Source organism: Staphylococcus sp. McC-251-APC-3A2 (genome assembly GCF_009695665.1).
Taxonomy (GTDB): Bacteria; Bacillota; Bacilli; order Staphylococcales; family Staphylococcaceae; genus Staphylococcus; species Staphylococcus cohnii.
The window spans coordinates 215,662-234,102 of the sequence record NZ_VUNO01000001.1 but is presented as its reverse complement, the minus strand read 5'-3'; the positions used below and the strand labels follow the sequence as shown (position 1 = coordinate 234,102).

Here is an 18,441-nt window from a genome sequence, read left to right as displayed (position 1 = left end):
AAAAGTACTTATTGTTAATTCTACATTACTAAACGTAGAACTTATAGAGATTTAATGTAATCTTTAATGAAACGTAATGATTCTGTTATGTTTTCAGGTTGAGTTCCCCCACCTTGAGCCATGTCTGGGCGGCCGCCACCTTTACCACCTACAATTGGTGCCATGTTTTTAATAATGTCACCAGCTTTTACACTATCTGTTAATTCTTTTGGTACTGTAGCTACTAAAGACACTTTGCCATCTATGTTACTGATTAAAATTATAATAGCATCTTGCAACTTAGATTTAAAGTCATCCATTGTCTCACGAATCGCTTTTGCGTTTGCGACTTCAACTTCAGTTGCAAGTACATTAAATCCATTAATTTCTTCTACCTGATTTGTAATATCACCCATTTTCAGTGTAGTGATTTCTTTATTTCTTTGTTCAAGTTGCTTAGATAATTCTTTTTCATCCGCTTGCATTTGGATAACTTTTTCTAAAACTTGATCATCTGATTTCACTTTAACTTGTGCTTTCACCGCATTAAATTGTTCTTGTATTGTTTCTAAATATAGAAATGCTGATTTTCCAGTAAATGCTTCTATACGTCTCACACCAGCACCTGTACCCGATTCACTCACTATTTTAAACAAACCTATTTCAGAAGTATTATTAACATGGATACCTCCACATAATTCAATGGAGAAAGGTGCCATATTGACAACTCGAACGACATCGCCATATTTTTCACCAAATAATGCCATCGCACCTAATTTTTTAGCTTCAGCAATAGGCATTTCTTGTATATTCACATCTATACTATTCCAAATTTCTTCATTAACTCTTCGCTCAACGTGATCTATTTCATCTTGAGTTAAAGGTCCAAAGTGCGTGAAATCAAATCTTAATCTCTCCGCTTCAACAAGTGAACCTGCTTGATTGACATGATCTCCAAGTACTTCTTTTAATGCCGCATGTAATAAATGTGTGGCGCTGTGATTCTTTTTAATATCTCTTCGTTCAACATGGTTTACACTAGCAAGCACTTCGTCATTCTTTTTAACAGTTCCAAATTGAATTTCACCTTTGTGTAAATTTTGTCCATTAGGTGCTTTGGTTACTTCAGTAACTTTGATTTCGAACTGTTCATTACTTATTGTACCTTCATCTGCTACTTGTCCACCACTCACTGCATAAAATGGTGTTTCTTTTAAAATAAAGTAAATGATTTCTCCAGCTTCAGCTTCGTTTACGAAATCTCCATTATAAATGATATCGGTAATAAACGTTTTTTGATCCATGACATCATAACCTACAAATTGACTCTCTGTTGTTACTTTTTTCAATATGTCACTTTGTACTTGCATAGATTGAGAGTTTTGACGGGCTTGTCTAGCTCTATCACGTTGTTTTTGCATTTCATCTTCAAAAGTATTCATATCAACAGAAAGGTTTTCTTGTGTTGCAATTTCTTCAGTAAGTTCAACTGGAAAACCATATGTGTCATATAATTTAAATGCATCCTTACCACTGATTTCATTTGTCGTTGATTTTGCTTTTGCAATTAAATTATTTAATATCGCTAAACCTTCTTCCAGTGTTTCATGGAAACGTTCTTCTTCCGATTTGATCACGCGTTTGATGAAATCAGCTTTTTCTTTAACGTTCGGATAATAAGGTTCCATGATATCTGCAACGATATCAACCAATTTATACATAAATGGTTCATTAATATCTAATGATTGACTAAACCTTACAGCACGACGTAAAAGCCTACGCAACACATAACCTCGTCCTTCATTTGCTGGTAATGCGCCATCAGCAATTGCAAATGAAATCGTGCGTATATGGTCAGAAATGACTTTGAATGCTACATCATAAGTATCTTTTTCAAGATACTTTTTACCTGAAACTTTTTCTACTTCATTAATGATTGGCATAAACAAATCAGTTTCGTAATTTGTACGAACATTTTGCGCTATAGATGCCATTCTTTCAAGCCCCATACCAGTATCAATATTTTTATTTGGTAATGGTGTGTACGTATGATCTTTATTATGATTAAATTCACTAAATACTAAATTCCAAACCTCTAAAAATCTTTCATTCTCACCACCTGGATACATTTCTTCTGCAGGATCATCTTGTCCAAATTGATCACCGCGATCATAGAATATCTCAGTATTAGGGCCTGAAGGTCCTTCTCCGATATCCCAGAAATTTCCTTCTATACGAATAATTCTACTCTCTTCTAAACCTATGTCTTCATTCCATATTTTATAGGCTTCTTTGTCCTCAGGATGTATCGTTACATACAATCGTTTTGGATCCATAGCCATCCATTTTTCATTCGTTAAAAATGCCCAAGCAAATTCAATAGCCTCTTTTTTAAAATAATCACCAATTGAAAAATTACCTAACATTTCAAAAAAAGTATGATGTCTAGCTGTAAAGCCGACATTCTCAATGTCATTGGTTCTTATAGCTTTTTGAGAATTAACAATACGAGGCTTTTTAGGTGTTTCTCTGCCATCAAAATATTTTTTTAATGTCGCAACACCAGAGTTAATCCATAGTAAAGAATCATCATCTATAGGTACTAATGGTGCAGAAGGTTCAACCATATGCCCTTGTTCAACAAAGTAATCAATAAAATTCTGTCTAATTTCACTTGCTTTTAAGTTTTTCATACTTAAAATTCCTCCATCTCAACTCAAGTTATATCAGTTATTTGATAAAAAAGAAAATAAAAAACGTCCATCCTATCAAAAGGGACGAACGTTTCGCGGTACCACCCTAGTTATAAGCATTAATAATGATTACTAATTTCGCTTATCACTTTAAATAAGTATATTTATTATTTAACATAAAGTAGCTTTCAACTATGCTATCTGTACTTTTCACCAGCCAGTACATCTCTTGTCGACTACCATAGTTTACTCATCTTTATGCACAATCAATTATATTGTATTTACTTTAACCTACGTTGTCAATGTTCAACAAAATCATATGGCGAAATATCTCCCATATTAATCATAGGATTAATTTTATATATATTTTCTTCTGTTAAAACAGTCGTCGAATCAAATGTAGCATTAACTTCATCTTCATCTTTACGATCATCATTATTAAAATACGTTTTTAAGAACGTACAAAGCTGTGTCATTCTCACTTGGCCATGTGTATTTAAACCGATTTCGAAAGCTTGTGGGTCCCCCAAAAATACCAGTGATTGCTTAGCTCTTGTTAGTCCAGTATATAATATTGGTTTTTGCAACATTCTAAAATATTGCTTAACCATAGGCATAATAACGATTGGAAATTCGGAACCTTGTGATTTGTGAATAGACGTACAATATGCATGTGTTAATTCCAATAAATCTTGCTTTACAAAAGTAATTTCATTTCCGTCAAAATCAACGACAATCACATCTTTATTTAAGGCATTTTCTTTTGCCCAAAATATACCAACAACCACTCCAATATCACCATTAAATATATTATCACTTGGTCTATTTACTAGTTGTAGTACTTTATCTCCTTTTCTAAAGACAACATCCCCGAATTCAACTTCACGTGTTTCTTTCTCTTTAGGATTTAAAATTGTTTGCAATACAGTATTTAATTTTTTTATACCAGCTGAACCTTTATACATCGGAGCTAATACTTGTATATCACTCATATCATAACCTTTATTTACAGCGCTTGAAACCACCTTTTCAACTACTGAAGGTATTTGATCTGTTGAACAGTTGATAAAGTTACGATCGTGAAATCTTTGTGTAATATCAATAGGTTCACCCAATTTCATTCTATGTGCTAATTCTATGATACTAGATCCATCTTGTTGTCGGTAAACTTCAGTTAGATTCACTCTGGGAATTACTTTAGAATCAATGAGATCTTTAAAAACCTGACCTGGGCCTACAGAAGGTAATTGGTCTTCATCACCTACTAATATGACTTGAGCATCTATAGGGACGGCACTAAGGAATTGATGAAATAACCAAGTGTCGACCATTGACATTTCATCTATAATAATTAATTTCGCTGAAATCTCATTATCTAAAATATCCTCTGGTTGTGTGTCTTGATTCCAACCTATTAACCGATGTATAGTCATAGCTTCCAATCCCGTAGATTCAGCCAACCGTTTTGAAGCTCTTCCTGTCGGGGCTGCTAGTACAACGGGATAGTCATCGTTTTGATAATCATCATAATCTAAAGATAAACCATGTATTTCTGCATATAATTCAACAATACCTTTAATCACAGTCGTCTTTCCTGTTCCTGGACCGCCAGTTAACAGCATAATTTTAGTATTGATTGCAGTTTGTAACGCTTCTCTTTGAGAATTAGCATATGTAACCTGATTACGTTGTTCTATTTCACCAATTTCTAATTGTAATTCAGATTGTTCTATTTCTTTTAATTTATTCGTATATGTGTAATTACGATATAAGTTTTGAACACTTTTAAGTTCTGAATAATATAAACTAGGAATTGCTATTTCACTTTCTTGTTTTACTAATTTTGTATCTTCAACAAGGACTTGAATCATATTTTCTAACTGTTGATGCTCAATCACTTCATTAGGTGGTTGAGACAACATTTCTTGTGTCATTTCTAATACAGTTTGTGTCGGCAAGTATGTGTGTCCTTGCTTAATGCATTCTTCTTCTAATACATATAATAAACCAGCTTTTAAACGCTCATCATCGTTATATTGAATACCTACATTTCGTGCTAAAGTATCTGCTTTGTTAAATCCGATACCCTTCACGTCGTAAACCAATTGATAGGGTTTGTTTTCTACAATATTGAGTGTATCGCCTAAATAAACTTGATAGATTGCCATCGCGAGTTTAGGCCCAAACCCTAAATCATGTAATCGAATAATGATTTGCTCTGTTTCTTGATTACTCGCAATTTGTTCAGCAATTTGTTTTTGCTTTTTCTTTGGCAAACTAGGTACCTTTTCTAAAATAGATGAATCATTTAAAATATCTGAAATTGCATTTTCTCCAAGTGTGTTTACAATATTTTGGCCCGTTTTTTTACCTATGCCTTTAAATAAATCACTAGATAAATAGCTAATTATAGCTTCTTTTGTTTGAGGCAACTCTTTTTCAAACGTTTCAGCTTTTAACTGTTTACCATATTTAGGATGTGAAACGACTTGTCCTTTAAAAGTATAAACATCGCCTTCAGCAATTTCTGGAAAAAACCCTACAACTGTAGGCATAGAATCAAATTCTTCATTAGATTCTATCGTATCTACTTTTAAAACAGTATAAAAATTGTCTTTGTTTTGAAACAAGATAGCATCTACAGTACCTTTAATCATTGAATTATTAAATAATGTAGGGTTATCCATTTAATTACTCCTCCTCTGCGATTGATTTAAACGTTTTGATGGCATGTTGACTCATCAAATGTTCTGGGTTGATAGAAACTGCACGTTCAAAATATTCGATGGCACTTTCAGTATCTTCAGTTAACATATAGGTTGCTAAACCTAAGTTATATAAAGCATCCGTATGGGCTTCATCTAATGTGAGTACATACTTTAATTGTGAAACGGCTTGTTCATACATTTCTAAGTGACACAATACTAACCCATACTGAAATTGTACTTCTACATCGTTGCGATTATCTTTTTCAGCGGCAGTCATTAAAAAGGGAAGTGCTTCTGTAAAAGCTTCTAACTGGTTAAAAGACATACCAATCATGTAATTTGTATCTATTTCGTCTACTTTATATTGCAAAGCTTGTTGATATAATTTAACCGCTTCTTTATAACGTCCCTCATTGTAATAGACATTAGCTAAATTGTAATAAACAGCACCATTTTCCGGATCAATGGTTAGTGCTTTTTGGAAAAATTTTTCCGCTTTATCTATTTCACCCGCTTCAGCTATTAATATACCTGCATTGATATAGTTTTCGACTTCATTCGGGTTTGCTTCTATATTTTCAAATAGTGCTGCTAAAGCTTGCTCAAAATTACCTTGTTTTATCAGCGTATAAATTTGTTCTTGATTCATGCTATCCCTCTCTCTCAACATCTTATTATAACATTTAAGAATGAAAAAACAGTAAAAAGGAGTAAGTGACAAATCAAAAATTTAAATTTGATATTGTACGCTTACTCCTCAAAACATGTTCATCTATAAAACTTTATATTTAATTAACAATAAATCATTGTTATTTTACTATTTACTAAGCCAATTAATTTATTTGTTTAAACAACATAACTTAATTGACCTGATGTTTTGTATACATCATCTATAGTAGCGCCACCTAGACATACATCACCATCATATAAAACAACTGATTGACCTGGAGTAATTGCGCGAACAGGTTCATCAAATGTTACGCGAATCGCATTATCATTTTCTCTTTGAACAAAAACTTTTGTATCTTTTTGACGATATCTAAATTTTGCTGTACATTCAAAGCCATTTTCTAAATCGACAGGGTTAACAAATGAAATATCTGAAGCAATCAAATAATCACTATAAAGGGCTTCATGATGAAAACCTTGTTCTACATATAAGACATTTTCATTTAAATTTTTGCCAACAACAAACCAAGGATCACCATCTCCACCAATACCTAGACCGTGACGTTGTCCTATAGTATAGTACATTAATCCTGTGTGTGTGCCTATTTTTTTACCATCTAATGTTTGCATTTCACCAGACTGTGCTGGCAAATATTGAGATAAAAATGTTTTGAAATTACGTTCACCAATAAAACAAATACCAGTAGAATCTTTTTTCTTAGCCGTAGCTAAATCTTGTGCTTCAGCAATTCTACGAACTTCTTTTTTATCAATATCACCTATCGGGAACATTACTTTTGATAATTGAGATTGTGATAATTGATTTAAGAAATAAGTTTGATCTTTATTATTGTCAACACCGCGCAACATTTCAACATGTCCATCTTCATGGCGACGTATACGTGCATAATGACCTGTAGCTACATAATCTGCACCTAACTTAAGTGCATGTTCTAAAAATGCTTTGAATTTAATTTCCTTATTACACATCACATCGGGGTTTGGTGTGCGTCCTTTTTTATATTCATCTAAGAAATAAGTAAACACTTTATCCCAATATTCTTTTTCAAAATTAACTGCATAATATGGTATACCAATTTGATTACATACAGCTATGACATCGTTATAATCTTCCGTAGCTGTACACACACCGTTTTCATCCGTGTCATCCCAGTTTTTCATAAAAATACCAATGACATCATAACCTTGTTCTTTTAATAAGTGTGCTGTAACTGAACTATCTACGCCACCTGACATGCCAACAACAACACGTGTATCTTTATTTGACAACTAAACTTCCTCCTTGAATTTATGATAAATTTTGTGAATTTCAGTAACTAAATATTTTATTTCTTGTTCGGTCGTTTGTTCATTAAAGCTAAATCGTACAGAATGATTTGCTCTTGTATCATCACCATACATTGCCAATAAAACATGCGAAGGCGATGTGGAACCTGCAGTACATGCTGAACCAGAAGCTACATATATATTGGCTAAATCTAGCAATGTTAACATGGTTTCTACATCAATAAATGGAAAATACAAATTAACGATGTGACCTGTAGTATCTGTCATTGAGCCGTTTAATTCAAAAGGAACTGATCGTTCTTGTAATGAAACAAGAAATTGATTTTTCAAATTCATCAAATGGACATTGTTTTCATCTCTATACTGATTTGCTAGTTTTAAAGCTTCAGACAATCCCACAATTTGGGGAACATTTTCTGTACCTGCTCTTCTTTTCACTTCTTGTTCTCCACCTAATTGTGGAAACTTGATGGTTGTACCTGTTTTTATTAGTAAAACTCCGATACCCTTTGGCCCGCCAAATTTATGTGCTGTAATACTCATTGCATCGATATCAAATTCATGAAAATCTATGTCTAAGTGACCGATTGCTTGTACCGCATCTACATGAAATATGGCATTTGAATGACTTACAATTTCATCAATATCATACATTGGTTGTACTGTACCAATTTCATTATTAACAAACATGATTGAAACGAGTATCGTCTCATCAGTTAACGCACTTTTTAATTGTTCTAACGATATCAAGCCTTCCACATCTACATCAAGGTATGTTACATCAAAACCTTCTTTTTCTAATTGTTCAAAAACATGGAGTACTGAATGATGTTCTATTTTAGTTGTAATAATATGCTTGCCTTTATCCTGATTTGCATACGCAATACCTTTAATCGCTGTGTTATTAGATTCGGTTGCTCCACTTGTAAAGATTACTTCACTCGGCTTAGCATTGAGTTGCTTTGCTACGAAACGACGTGACTCATCTAAATATTTACGTGCATCTCTACCTATACTATGTATAGAGGACGGATTACCGTAATGCGTTGTATAGACTTCCATCATTTTATCTATTACTTGCTGTTTAACTGGCGTTGTAGCAGCGTAATCTGCATATACTTCCATGTTTGACACTCCTTACAAATTTATCAATGTTCCAATGATAGCACCATCTATTTAATTTTTCTAGTTGTCTGTTTCAAAATGTCCATTTTCATCTATCATTTCATATTCATCTAATAATGCTAATGTTTCGTCTACATTTGATTTTGTCGTATTATTTAACGTTAAGTTGTATAATTTTTTATCTTTGATTTCCCAGTGTGTCGCTTTAAATCTAGATTGAAAATACTCATCATGTGTCACAACTAATACTTGACCGTTAAAACTTTTTATCATATTTAAAATTAAATCCTGTGTTGAAATATCAAAATAATTAGTTGGCTCATCTAAAATTAATAAATTGGCACCAGAGAAATATAGTAGTACAAATTGAAATCTACTTTTCTCGCCCATAGATAATTGACCAATTGGCGCATTAATTTTTTCTTCATTAAAACCAAATGAAGCTAAAATAGTTTGTGCCTCACTTCGTAATATTTTATTTGTAGTTAATAGCATCGAAAGTGGAGATTCTGCTTCATTTAAGTTTTTGTTTGTCTGATCAAAATATCCAATTTTTAGTGAAGGAGTGATTTTTATATTTCCTTGATTTGGAAGTATCTTTTGTCTAATCATTGCAATTAAAAGTGATTTACCACTCCCATTTGGCCCAGTAATTAAAATATTTTCTTTTTGTTTCATTTCAAAGGAAGCATGTTCAAATATATGATGTTCATTTATAGCAACATTGATGTCTTCAAAATGAATTAAAAACCGTTTACGTAAACGATCTTGATGATTAAAATGATAATGTTTTTGTTCATTATCTGGCTGATTTATCGTCTTCTCATTTAATTTTTGAGTCATTTGCTTTTCTTTCGTCTTTGCTCTATGAGCTAACTTACTGAGTTTCTTCTGCTCAAGAGGGCTACGGACACTTGCTTTTTGTTGTGCTGAATGATGCCATGTTTGTATTCGTTGTATCGTGCGATTAAGTTCTGCTATTTCTTTTTGTTGCTTTTCGTACATATTTTGTTGTGTTTGTAACGTTAAATCTTTAATTTCACGGTATTTGGAATAATTACCATTATATTTATTTGTTTTTTCAGACGTTACTTCAATGACATGAGTCGCTGTTTGATCGATAAAATCACGTTGGTGTAATACAAAGATAATTGTATATTTTGATTTTTGTATTTTTTTAATCAGTTGTTCTAACATTTCTAAATCTAAATGATTTGTAGGTTCATCAAGTAAAATCAATGGTTTGTTTGACATAAATGCTTTTAATAATGCTAGTCTCGTTTGTTGGCCGCCACTTAAATATTGAATTTGTTTTTCTAAATCTCTTTCAGTTAAATTCAATTGATTTGCTTGAGTGATAATATTCTGTTCAAATTCATAGCCATTTAAAGCACTATAATCAGCAATATACTTATAATTACTCTTAAGCTTCTGTTTTATCTGCAGCAACTCAGGATTTATAGCCATTATATAGTCTAATCCTGTTAAGTGTTCATAAACAGACATATTTTGATGCATTAAATAAGCTTCATCTTGATATTTCATCTTTATTGCTTCTAACAATGTTGTTTTCCCTACGCCATTGTTACCAATCATTGCAACATGTTCGCCCTTATCAATTTGAATTTCTACAGAGTTAATTAAATTTTTACCAAATTTTTCAAATGGTTTTTGAACATAATAAAAAGACATACCAATTCCCTCTTTCTCAAGAGATACGATACGCCTTAACAATCCGAACATTATTTATGTTAGGTATTTTACTGATCATTTTTTATTAAGACATAATCGTATCCCATATATTACTTTTTTGATTAAATAAATTGTTTTGATTGTTCTTATGAGATTTATCCATTGTCTTAATAAGACCACCTAACTTTTTTAATTTCATACAGTATAACAGTGAGCAATTTCTTACGCAAGTTTTATTTAGACTGTTATACTGCAATATATTAATATATTTAAGGAGGATATCGTGTAATGAACGATTTAAAATTATCTGCGCTTAATCTCGTTCCTATTAGAGAAGGTCAAACCGATCAAGATGCAATTAGCGATATGGTTAAATTAGCACAAAATTTAGAAGAACTGGATTATGAGAGATATTGGATTGCAGAACATCATAACGCACCTAACCTTGTCAGTTCAGCCACTGCGTTATTAATACAACATACATTAGAACATACTTCTAAAATAAGAGTAGGTTCTGGTGGTATCATGTTACCTAATCATGCTCCACTTGTTGTTGCAGAACAATTTGGGACAATGGAAACTGTATTTCCAAATCGCGTTGATTTAGGTTTAGGCCGTGCACCAGGTACTGATATGATGACAGCGAGTGCCTTACGTAGAGATCAACACAATGGCGTTTATGAATTTCCTGAAGAAGTAGAACAGCTTGCGACTTATTTCGGACCGGGTAATCAACAAACTTATGTCCGTGCATATCCAGCAGTTGGTAAAAACGTTCCTCTTTATATATTGGGTTCTTCAACTGATTCAGCACACTTAGCTGCACGCAAAGGATTACCTTATGTCTTTGCAGGGCATTTTGCACCACAACAAATGAAAGAAGCTATTGAAATTTATAAAGAACTATTTGAACCCTCAGACGTGTTGAGCAAACCATATGTGATTGTTTGTTTAAATGCAATCGTTGCCGATACAGATGCTCAAGCAGAATATCTGGCAACAACTCAGGCTCAGGTTATGGTAAGTATTACTCGAGGAAGAATGCAACCTGTACAACCACCTACTGACGATTTAAAAGGACTACTCACGCCTACTGAGTATGAAATAGCAAAACAACGTATGCAAAGTTCCCTTATTGGCTCTGAAGAAACCGTCAAACAAAAATTACAATCATTTATAGATGAATACGGTGAAATAGATGAATTGATGGCTATTAGTTACATTTATGATCAAGAAGCACAACTTGAATCATATCGTAAACTTAAAAATATGATTACAACACTAAATTAAATATTAAAAAAGCCTAGTTCCTATATTAGAAACTGGGCTTTTTAATATTTAAGCGAAAAAGCTTAAACTTTTAAGACAACTTTATTTTTTATCGTCTTTTTTATCATCTTTTTTATCGTCACTGCCACCAGTGAAATTATCGATTTGTTCAGATGCTTGTTTTGCTTTTTCGTTATCAGTATCTTTTAATTTGTCAGAAACGTTTTTTGCAGTTTCTTTTGCTTTATTTAAGAAATCAGCCATAATAAAACCACCTTTTTAGTATTAGTTAACGATTATTATTTTTTAAATTTATCGATAACTTCATTTGCTTTATCTTTTGCATTTTCTACTACTTCTTTGGCTTTACCAGAATTTTTATCTTCTTTGCCTTCTTTTTCTAACTCTTTATTGTCGGCTACGTTACCAACTGTTTCTTTAACGTTTCCTTTTGCTTGTTCGAATTTATTTTCATCTGCCATAAATAATACCTCCTTAGCAATGTATTAATTAAATACCACAATAATTAAGTCATAAACATTTAAAACAAATTTCTTTAATATTTTCAGTTAAAGTCAAAGAAATGTTTTAATTTACAACGTTATTCACATCTTAAATATAGAACATATATCCATCTAAATTATTAGTTTCATTATAATCTGCTAAGTATTTCAATGTTGTATTATCTAATACTTCTCTTACTGCGTCTCTCATTCTGATCCAAAGTTGTTTCTGTGCAGGAGGTTCAGAATCAATACTTTCTACGAATGTAATTGGTCCTTCTAACAAACGAATAATGTCACCAGCCGTAATTTCTTCTGCTGAGACTCTCAATTGATAACCACCTTTTGCACCACGAACACTTCGAATTAAACCAGCATTTCTTAATGGACCTACTAGTTGTTCTAGATAAAGATCACTTAAATTATTTTCTTCAGCTATAGATTTTAACGAAACACATCCTTGCCCTTGCTTTTTGGCTAAGGATATCATTAGTGTTAAGCCATATCTACCTTTTGTTGATATTTTCATTATATAACCTCACTTAATTCGAATACTATATATTAACATTCTATCATTTTTTACGTTAAGATAATATTAGAAAGGTGTGAAAGATTGTGACGAACGAACCACTCGCTTCAAGAATGCGACCAAATAATATTGATGAAATCATTTCACAGGATCATTTAGTTGGTGACAAAGGTATTATACGCAGAATGGTCAATACCAAACGATTATCGTCCATGATTTTTTATGGTCCTCCTGGAATTGGCAAAACGAGTATCGCTAAAGCTATTTCAGGCAGTACTCAGTTTAAATTCCGCCAACTAAATGCTGTAACTAATACTAAAAAAGATATGCAACTCATTGTCGAAGAAGCAAAAATGTCTGGACAAGTCATTCTATTATTAGATGAGATTCATCGTTTAGATAAAGCGAAGCAAGATTTTTTATTGCCTCATCTTGAAAATGGAAAAATTGTATTAATTGGTGCTACAACTTCAAACCCATATCATGCGATTAATCCTGCAATTCGATCAAGAGCACAAATCTTTGAGTTATACCCATTAGATGAAAACGACATAAAAGTTTCTTTAGAAAGAGCGCTAACCGATGAAACACGTGGTCTAGCTTCATACAATCCAGTCATTGATGAAGAAGCGATGAATTATTTCACAACGCAAAGCCAAGGAGATGTTAGAAGTGCGCTGAACGCTTTAGAATTAGCCGTACTCAGTTCTGAGGTGGTTGATAATCAAAGACATATTACATTGGAAGATGCTAAAGATTGCTTACAAAAAGGTGCTTTTGTCAGTGATAAGGATGGCGATATGCACTATGATGTGATGAGTGCATTTCAGAAATCAATTCGAGGAAGTGATGTTAATGCAGCATTGCATTATTTAGCACGTTTGATAGAAGCTGGAGACTTACCTACTATTGTCAGAAGATTATTAGTTATTAGTTATGAAGATATAGGTTTAGCTTCACCAGGTGCTGGACAACGTACTTTAGCAGCGATTGAATCAGCTGAAAGACTCGGCTTTCCAGAAGCAAGAATACCTTTGAGTCAAGCGGTAATTGAATTATGTCTGTCACCTAAATCTAATTCTGGAATCACTGCTATCGATGCAGCACTGTCAGATATTCGAAAAGGTCATGTAGGACAAATTCCCGATCATTTAAAAGATGGGCATTACTCAGGTGCCAAAGAATTGGGTAGAGCAATAGGCTATAAATATCCTCATAATTATGACAATGGTTTTATACCACAACAATATTTGCCAGATAAATTAAAAAACAAAATTTACTATACGCCTAAAACAACATCAAAAACTGAGCAACAGCTTAAATCTATTTTTGACAACATCAATAAGGCGCAACAAAATAAAAGTTAATTTACAACCATATGAAACAACCGCGTTAACACATTACAAAAGACTGCTTGTGTTAAACGCGGTTGTTTAATTCCTTTATTTATCTTTGATTCTTGTTACGGGTATATCTTTTAATATATCATTCACTACATAGCTTGCACATATGAGTCCTACAACACTAGGTACAAATGCATTTGAGGATGGTGGCATTTGCCCTTTTCTGGTTGTGGCATTTGCATCGCCAACTGTTTCTTTGACATCTTCTCTTATGACGATTGGACTTTCATCTGAGAATACTACAGGAATCCCTTTGTATATACCTAACTTTTTCAATTTACGACGTATCAATTTAGCCATTGGATCCATATAAGTTTTAGAAATATCTGCAATTTGGAAACGTGTTGGATCTGTTTTATTTGCGGCACCCATACTTGAAATAACAGAAATACCTCTTTCAAGACATTCTTTCATAAGATGAACTTTGTAAATAAGTGTATCACTCGCATCTAAAAAATAATCTATATCATAGTTATTAAACAAGGCTTCATATGTTTCTTCTGTATAAAACATATGAAGTGATGTGACTTTACACTCTGGATTGATTAATTTAATACGCTCTTCCATTAATGTTACTTTACTTTGACCAATTGTAGATGTTAATGCATGTAGCTGACGGTTAACGTTCGTTATATCAACATCGTCTTTGTCTATTAATATAATATGGCCTATATTAGTACGAGCTAATGCTTCAGCTGCAAATGAGCCAACGCCTCCTACTCCTAAAACAACAACGGTTTTTTGTTTTAATAAATCTAAACCTTCTTGGCCGTATGCCAATTCATTTCTCGAAAATTGATGTTTCATTTTTTAACTCCTTATTTAGCGAATACTATTATCATAACATTTTTGCTTGCTGATTATTTGTAAAACAACATTTTCTGTTAATTTATAACGATATAAAAAATACGCAAGACCGAAGTCTTGCGTACCGATAGAGTCCGTGCGTGCCGTAGTTATAAATTGCTTGATCATTCGGCCTGCTATTAACAGGTGGGTGCCCTGTTTCTTGTTTTGCAAGTCCTCCTTAAGAGGCGTGTGCGCTGCAAGAAAACCTATTGGGCTCCCGGATCAAAGAGTGTTAGGCCCAAATATGAAGCAAACTTACGAACACGACAGATGACTACCTTATGCAAGTATAATAACACATTATTGGAATTTAGCAAGAATAAAGACTTGGTAAAAATTAATGTCTAATTCTTAATGAAAGTTCTTCTAATTGATTTTCTGATACTTCGCTAGGCGCATTTGTTAATAAACAAGTTGCAGATGCAGTTTTAGGGAATGCAATTGTGTCGCGTAAATTTGTACGACCAGTTAACAACATCACTAAGCGGTCTAGACCTAAAGCAATTCCACCATGTGGTGGTGCGCCATATTTAAATGCATCTAATAAGAAACCAAACTGTTCCCTAGCTTGCTCTTCAGTAAATCCTAATACTTCAAACATTTTTGATTGTAAACCTTCATTATGAATTCTGATTGAACCACCACCGAGTTCATAACCATTTAACACAATATCGTATGCATTAGCTTGAGCATTTTCAGGTTCAGTATCTAATTTATTAATATCTTCTTGTTTTGGTGCTGTGAATGGATGATGCGCAGCAGTATAACGTTTTAACTCTTCATCATATTCAAGCAATGGCCAGTCTGTTACCCATAAGAAGTTTAATTTACTTTCATCAATTAAATCTAATTCTTTAGCCAATTTTAATCTTAGCGCACCTAAACTTTGAGCAACAACATTAGGTTTGTCAGCTACAAATAATACTAAGTCTCCAGCTGTTGCACCAGTCAACGATTTTAATTTTTCAACATGGTCTGCTTCAAAGAATTTAGCTATAGGGCCATTTAAACCTTCTTCAACTACTTTTACCCACGCCAAACCTTTCGCACCGTATATATTAACAAATTCAGTTAAAGCATCAATATCTTTTCTAGTGTAATTATCAGATGCACCTTCAGCTACAATTGCCTTCACTTGTCCATCGTTATTTACTGCATCTTTGAAGACTTTAAAGTCCATGATTTCACCAAGTTCTGAAACGTTAATTAATTCCATACCAAAACGTGTGTCTGGTTTATCAGAACCAAAACGTGCCATTGCTTCATTATAAGTCATTCTTGGGAATGGACGCGACACTTCCACTTCTTTTACATCTTTCACAACTTTTTGTAACATTTCTTCGCCCATATCCATGACGTCTTCTTGATCAACAAAGCTCATTTCAATATCAACTTGCGTAAATTCTGGTTGACGGTCTGCACGTAAATCTTCGTCACGGAAACATTTAACAATCTGATAATATTTATCAAAGCCGCTAATCATTAACAATTGTTTAAATATTTGTGGTGATTGAGGCAATGCATAAAATTCACCTTCATGAACACGGGATGGTACTAAATAATCACGCGCACCTTCAGGTGTTGATTTAGTTAGCACTGGTGTTTCTATATCATAGAAACCTTCACCATCTAAATATTGTCTAATTGAACGTGTAGTTTGATGTCTCATCTTAAAAGTTTGTGCTAATTCTTGACGTCTTAAATCTAAATATCTATATTTTAGTCTTATGTTTTCATCCACATTTTGATTATCTTCATTTAATGCAAATGGTGGTGTTTCGGCTTTATTAATAATTTCAATCTCTGAAACTTGTACTTCAACTTGGCCTGTAGCAATTTTTGGATTTACTGTTTGAGGGTCACGTTTTTTTACGATACCTTTTACTTCTACAACGTACTCAGATCTAATTGTTTCAGCTATACGCAAGGCTTCTTCTGAAAAATCTGGGTTAAATACAATTTGCACATAACCTTCACGGTCACGTAAATCTACAAAGATAAGTCCACCTAAATCTCTACGATTATGCACCCAACCTTTTAATATAACTTCTTGTTCTAATAATGATTCAGTCACTAAACCACAATATGTTGTACGTTTACTCATGATATCTTCTCCTTAATTTCTAAAATAGTTAACAAGTTCATTTAAATCAATACGTTCTGATGTTCCGGTTTCCATATTTTTTACATTAATATTTTTTTCTTCTAATTCTTGATCACCAATAACAACAGTATGTTTGGCATTCAGTCTATCAGCTTGTTTCATTTGTCCTTTAACTTTACGTTCCATATAATCTTTGTCCGCTTTAACACCATTTTTACGTAAATCATTCAATAATTTTACTGCATAACGGTCTGCTTCTTCACCCATAGTAACGATAAATAAATCAAAATCATGGTCAACATCTAAATCAATGCCTTCTTCTTCTAATGCCATTAACAATCTTTCAATGCTAAGTGCAAAACCAATACCTGTTTGACTTGGACCATCTAGCAATTCAAGTAGACCATTATAACGGCCACCACCACATAAAGTCGTAATCGCACCTTCATAATTTGGATTATCAATCATCAGTTCAAATGCTGTGTGTGTATAATAATCTAAGCCTCTTACTAAGTTAGGATCTTCTTCATATTTGATGTCTAAATCGTTTAAATGCTGTTTTACTTCCTCAAAATATGCTTTTGAATCATCATTTAAATATTCTGTAATGCGCGGTGCTGTTTTCACTGCTTCTTTATCTTTATCAACTTTACAATCCAAAATTCTCATTGGATTAGTATGCAAACGTGCTTGGCAATCCTTACAAAAATCGCCAATTACTGGTTCAAAATGTTTAACCAGGGCTTCATTGTATTCTTTGCGCGAATCAATATCGCCAATGCTATTAATAACTAATTTTAAATGTTTAAGACCAAATGACTGATAAATATGCATGACCATTGCTAAAATTTCAGCATCAATACTAGGATTTTCTGCACCTATGGCTTCTACACCAAATTGTGTAAACTGACGATAACGTCCTTTCTGTTTTCGTTCATAACGGAACATTGGACCATTGTAGTACAATTTAATCGGTTGGTTAGGTAATCCCTGCATTTTATTTTCTATATATGAACGTACTACTGCAGCAGTACCCTCAGGTCTCAAAGTGATACTGCGGTCGCCTTTATCTTTGAATGTATACATTTCTTTTTGAACGACATCCGTAGAATCACCAACGCCACGTGCAAATAATTCAGTGCTTTCAAAAATAGGCGTACGAATTTCTTCATAATTATATAATTCCATCAATTCATCTAATTTTGTTTCTATATATCGCCATTTTTTTGTTTCGCTTGGTAAAATGTCTTGTGTTCCTCTAGGAATATTTATCATAAAACCTCTCCTTTTATACAATAAAAAGTCCCTTGCATAACTGTACAGTTATACAAGGGACGAATATCCGTGTTGCCACCCTAATTGGTTAGATATAGTTTATCAACAAGCTATATCAACCCACTTCATACGGATAACGTTCGTCACACGGCTTTAATTTCATAAAGCACCTCTTCTTGCGTTTTAATAACTAAACTACTAAGCATAATTTTCCAGCCTCGAATTATGTCTCTACACATTTAAAATGTTGACGTTTCATTTAGCATAGTCAAGAATAATAACGGTTTTAATATAGAATTCATATCTAATAATAACGAGTTATTGATTAATATGCA

14 protein-coding genes and 1 other RNA gene are annotated in these 18,441 nt (G+C 33.0%); 2 read left to right on the top strand and 13 right to left on the bottom strand.

Annotated features, from left to right (window positions below; translation table 11 throughout):
- Positions 1 to 41 precede the first annotated feature (41 nt).
- The 6 genes from alaS to sal all read right to left on the bottom strand — a co-directional run bounded on the left by alaS (position 42) and on the right by sal (position 10,174).
- Complete coding sequence (gene alaS, locus FYJ81_RS01195; RefSeq protein ID WP_107384958.1) at positions 42 to 2,672, bottom strand: alanine--tRNA ligase; 2,631 nt, start codon at positions 2,670 to 2,672, stop codon at positions 42 to 44.
- Between the two features lie 299 nt (positions 2,673 to 2,971).
- Positions 2,972 to 5,359 carry an SF1B family DNA helicase RecD2 gene (recD2, locus tag FYJ81_RS01190; protein WP_107384959.1) on the bottom strand — a complete coding sequence of 796 codons (2,388 nt, stop codon included), beginning with the start codon at positions 5,357 to 5,359 and terminating at the stop codon, positions 2,972 to 2,974.
- A 4-nt stretch (positions 5,360 to 5,363) separates the two neighbouring features.
- Positions 5,364 to 6,029, bottom strand: a complete 666-nt coding sequence (locus FYJ81_RS01185) for a tetratricopeptide repeat protein (protein WP_040030022.1) — start codon at positions 6,027 to 6,029, stop codon at positions 5,364 to 5,366.
- Between the two features lie 197 nt (positions 6,030 to 6,226).
- Positions 6,227 to 7,339, bottom strand: a complete 1,113-nt coding sequence (gene mnmA, locus FYJ81_RS01180; protein WP_107384960.1) for a tRNA 2-thiouridine(34) synthase MnmA — start codon at positions 7,337 to 7,339, stop codon at positions 6,227 to 6,229.
- The gene (locus FYJ81_RS01175; protein ID WP_107384961.1) at positions 7,340 to 8,482 is read right to left on the bottom strand and encodes a cysteine desulfurase family protein; all 1,143 of its coding nucleotides are present in this window, start codon (positions 8,480 to 8,482) and stop codon (positions 7,340 to 7,342) included.
- 60 nt (positions 8,483 to 8,542) lie between these two features.
- Positions 8,543 to 10,174 carry a Sal family ABC-F type ribosomal protection protein gene (gene sal / locus FYJ81_RS01170; RefSeq protein ID WP_107384962.1) on the bottom strand — a complete coding sequence of 544 codons (1,632 nt, stop codon included), beginning with the start codon at positions 10,172 to 10,174 and terminating at the stop codon, positions 8,543 to 8,545.
- A 288-nt stretch (positions 10,175 to 10,462) separates the two neighbouring features.
- On the opposite strand from sal, the gene FYJ81_RS01165 reads away from it, so the two are divergent.
- Positions 10,463 to 11,464, top strand: coding sequence for an LLM class flavin-dependent oxidoreductase (locus FYJ81_RS01165; protein ID WP_107384963.1), 1,002 nt, complete (start codon positions 10,463 to 10,465; stop codon positions 11,462 to 11,464).
- 81 nt (positions 11,465 to 11,545) lie between these two features.
- Here the strand turns inward: FYJ81_RS01165 and FYJ81_RS12980 are convergent, their stop codons facing one another.
- The 3 genes from FYJ81_RS12980 to cymR form a co-directional block, all read right to left on the bottom strand.
- Positions 11,546 to 11,707, bottom strand: a complete 162-nt coding sequence (locus FYJ81_RS12980) for a hypothetical protein (RefSeq protein WP_019469421.1) — start codon at positions 11,705 to 11,707, stop codon at positions 11,546 to 11,548.
- Between the two features lie 35 nt (positions 11,708 to 11,742).
- Positions 11,743 to 11,925, bottom strand: a complete 183-nt coding sequence (locus tag FYJ81_RS01160; RefSeq protein WP_040030019.1) for a CsbD family protein — start codon at positions 11,923 to 11,925, stop codon at positions 11,743 to 11,745.
- A 130-nt stretch (positions 11,926 to 12,055) separates the two neighbouring features.
- A complete protein-coding gene (gene cymR / locus FYJ81_RS01155; RefSeq protein ID WP_019469423.1) occupies positions 12,056 to 12,475 on the bottom strand; it encodes a cysteine metabolism transcriptional regulator CymR in 420 nt (139 codons plus the stop codon).
- Between the two features lie 86 nt (positions 12,476 to 12,561).
- Between cymR and FYJ81_RS01150 the strand changes: the two genes are divergently transcribed.
- Positions 12,562 to 13,842, top strand: coding sequence for a replication-associated recombination protein A (locus FYJ81_RS01150; RefSeq protein WP_181187615.1), 1,281 nt, complete (start codon positions 12,562 to 12,564; stop codon positions 13,840 to 13,842).
- Positions 13,843 to 13,917: 75 nt separating this feature from the next.
- Here the strand turns inward: FYJ81_RS01150 and FYJ81_RS01145 are convergent, their stop codons facing one another.
- From FYJ81_RS01145 to hisS, 4 genes are all read right to left on the bottom strand, one after another.
- Positions 13,918 to 14,685 (bottom strand): tRNA threonylcarbamoyladenosine dehydratase, encoded by a 768-nt coding sequence (locus FYJ81_RS01145; RefSeq protein WP_154409227.1) that lies wholly within the window; start codon positions 14,683 to 14,685, stop codon positions 13,918 to 13,920.
- A 127-nt stretch (positions 14,686 to 14,812) separates the two neighbouring features.
- Positions 14,813 to 15,003: non-coding RNA, 6S RNA (ssrS, locus tag FYJ81_RS01140), on the bottom strand.
- A 61-nt stretch (positions 15,004 to 15,064) separates the two neighbouring features.
- Positions 15,065 to 16,831 (bottom strand): aspartate--tRNA ligase, encoded by a 1,767-nt coding sequence (gene aspS, locus FYJ81_RS01135; protein ID WP_107385036.1) that lies wholly within the window; start codon positions 16,829 to 16,831, stop codon positions 15,065 to 15,067.
- A 12-nt stretch (positions 16,832 to 16,843) separates the two neighbouring features.
- Positions 16,844 to 18,106: a histidine--tRNA ligase gene (gene hisS / locus FYJ81_RS01130; RefSeq protein ID WP_107385037.1), complete on the bottom strand. Its 1,263-nt coding sequence runs from the start codon at positions 18,104 to 18,106 to the stop codon at positions 16,844 to 16,846.
- Between the last annotated feature and the right edge of the window lie 335 nt (positions 18,107 to 18,441).

What these genes read in the sequence shown, in the direction of transcription:
- alaS (WP_107384958.1), bottom strand. Translation starts at nt 2,672, where the DNA reads ATGAAAAACTTAAAAGCAAGTGAAATTAGACAGAATTTTATTGATTAC.
- recD2 (WP_107384959.1), bottom strand. Translation starts at nt 5,359, where the DNA reads ATGGATAACCCTACATTATTTAATAATTCAATGATTAAAGGTACTGTA.
- FYJ81_RS01185 (WP_040030022.1), bottom strand. Translation starts at nt 6,029, where the DNA reads ATGAATCAAGAACAAATTTATACGCTGATAAAACAAGGTAATTTTGAG.
- FYJ81_RS01175 (WP_107384961.1), bottom strand. Translation starts at nt 8,482, where the DNA reads ATGGAAGTATATGCAGATTACGCTGCTACAACGCCAGTTAAACAGCAA.
- sal (WP_107384962.1), bottom strand. Translation starts at nt 10,174, where the DNA reads ATGTCTTTTTATTATGTTCAAAAACCATTTGAAAAATTTGGTAAAAAT.
- FYJ81_RS01165 (WP_107384963.1), top strand. Translation starts at nt 10,463, where the DNA reads ATGAACGATTTAAAATTATCTGCGCTTAATCTCGTTCCTATTAGAGAA.
- FYJ81_RS12980 (WP_019469421.1), bottom strand. Translation starts at nt 11,707, where the DNA reads ATGGCTGATTTCTTAAATAAAGCAAAAGAAACTGCAAAAAACGTTTCT.
- FYJ81_RS01160 (WP_040030019.1), bottom strand. Translation starts at nt 11,925, where the DNA reads ATGGCAGATGAAAATAAATTCGAACAAGCAAAAGGAAACGTTAAAGAA.
- cymR (WP_019469423.1), bottom strand. Translation starts at nt 12,475, where the DNA reads ATGAAAATATCAACAAAAGGTAGATATGGCTTAACACTAATGATATCC.
- FYJ81_RS01145 (WP_154409227.1), bottom strand. Translation starts at nt 14,685, where the DNA reads ATGAAACATCAATTTTCGAGAAATGAATTGGCATACGGCCAAGAAGGT.
- aspS (WP_107385036.1), bottom strand. Translation starts at nt 16,831, where the DNA reads ATGAGTAAACGTACAACATATTGTGGTTTAGTGACTGAATCATTATTA.
- hisS (WP_107385037.1), bottom strand. Translation starts at nt 18,106, where the DNA reads ATGATAAATATTCCTAGAGGAACACAAGACATTTTACCAAGCGAAACA.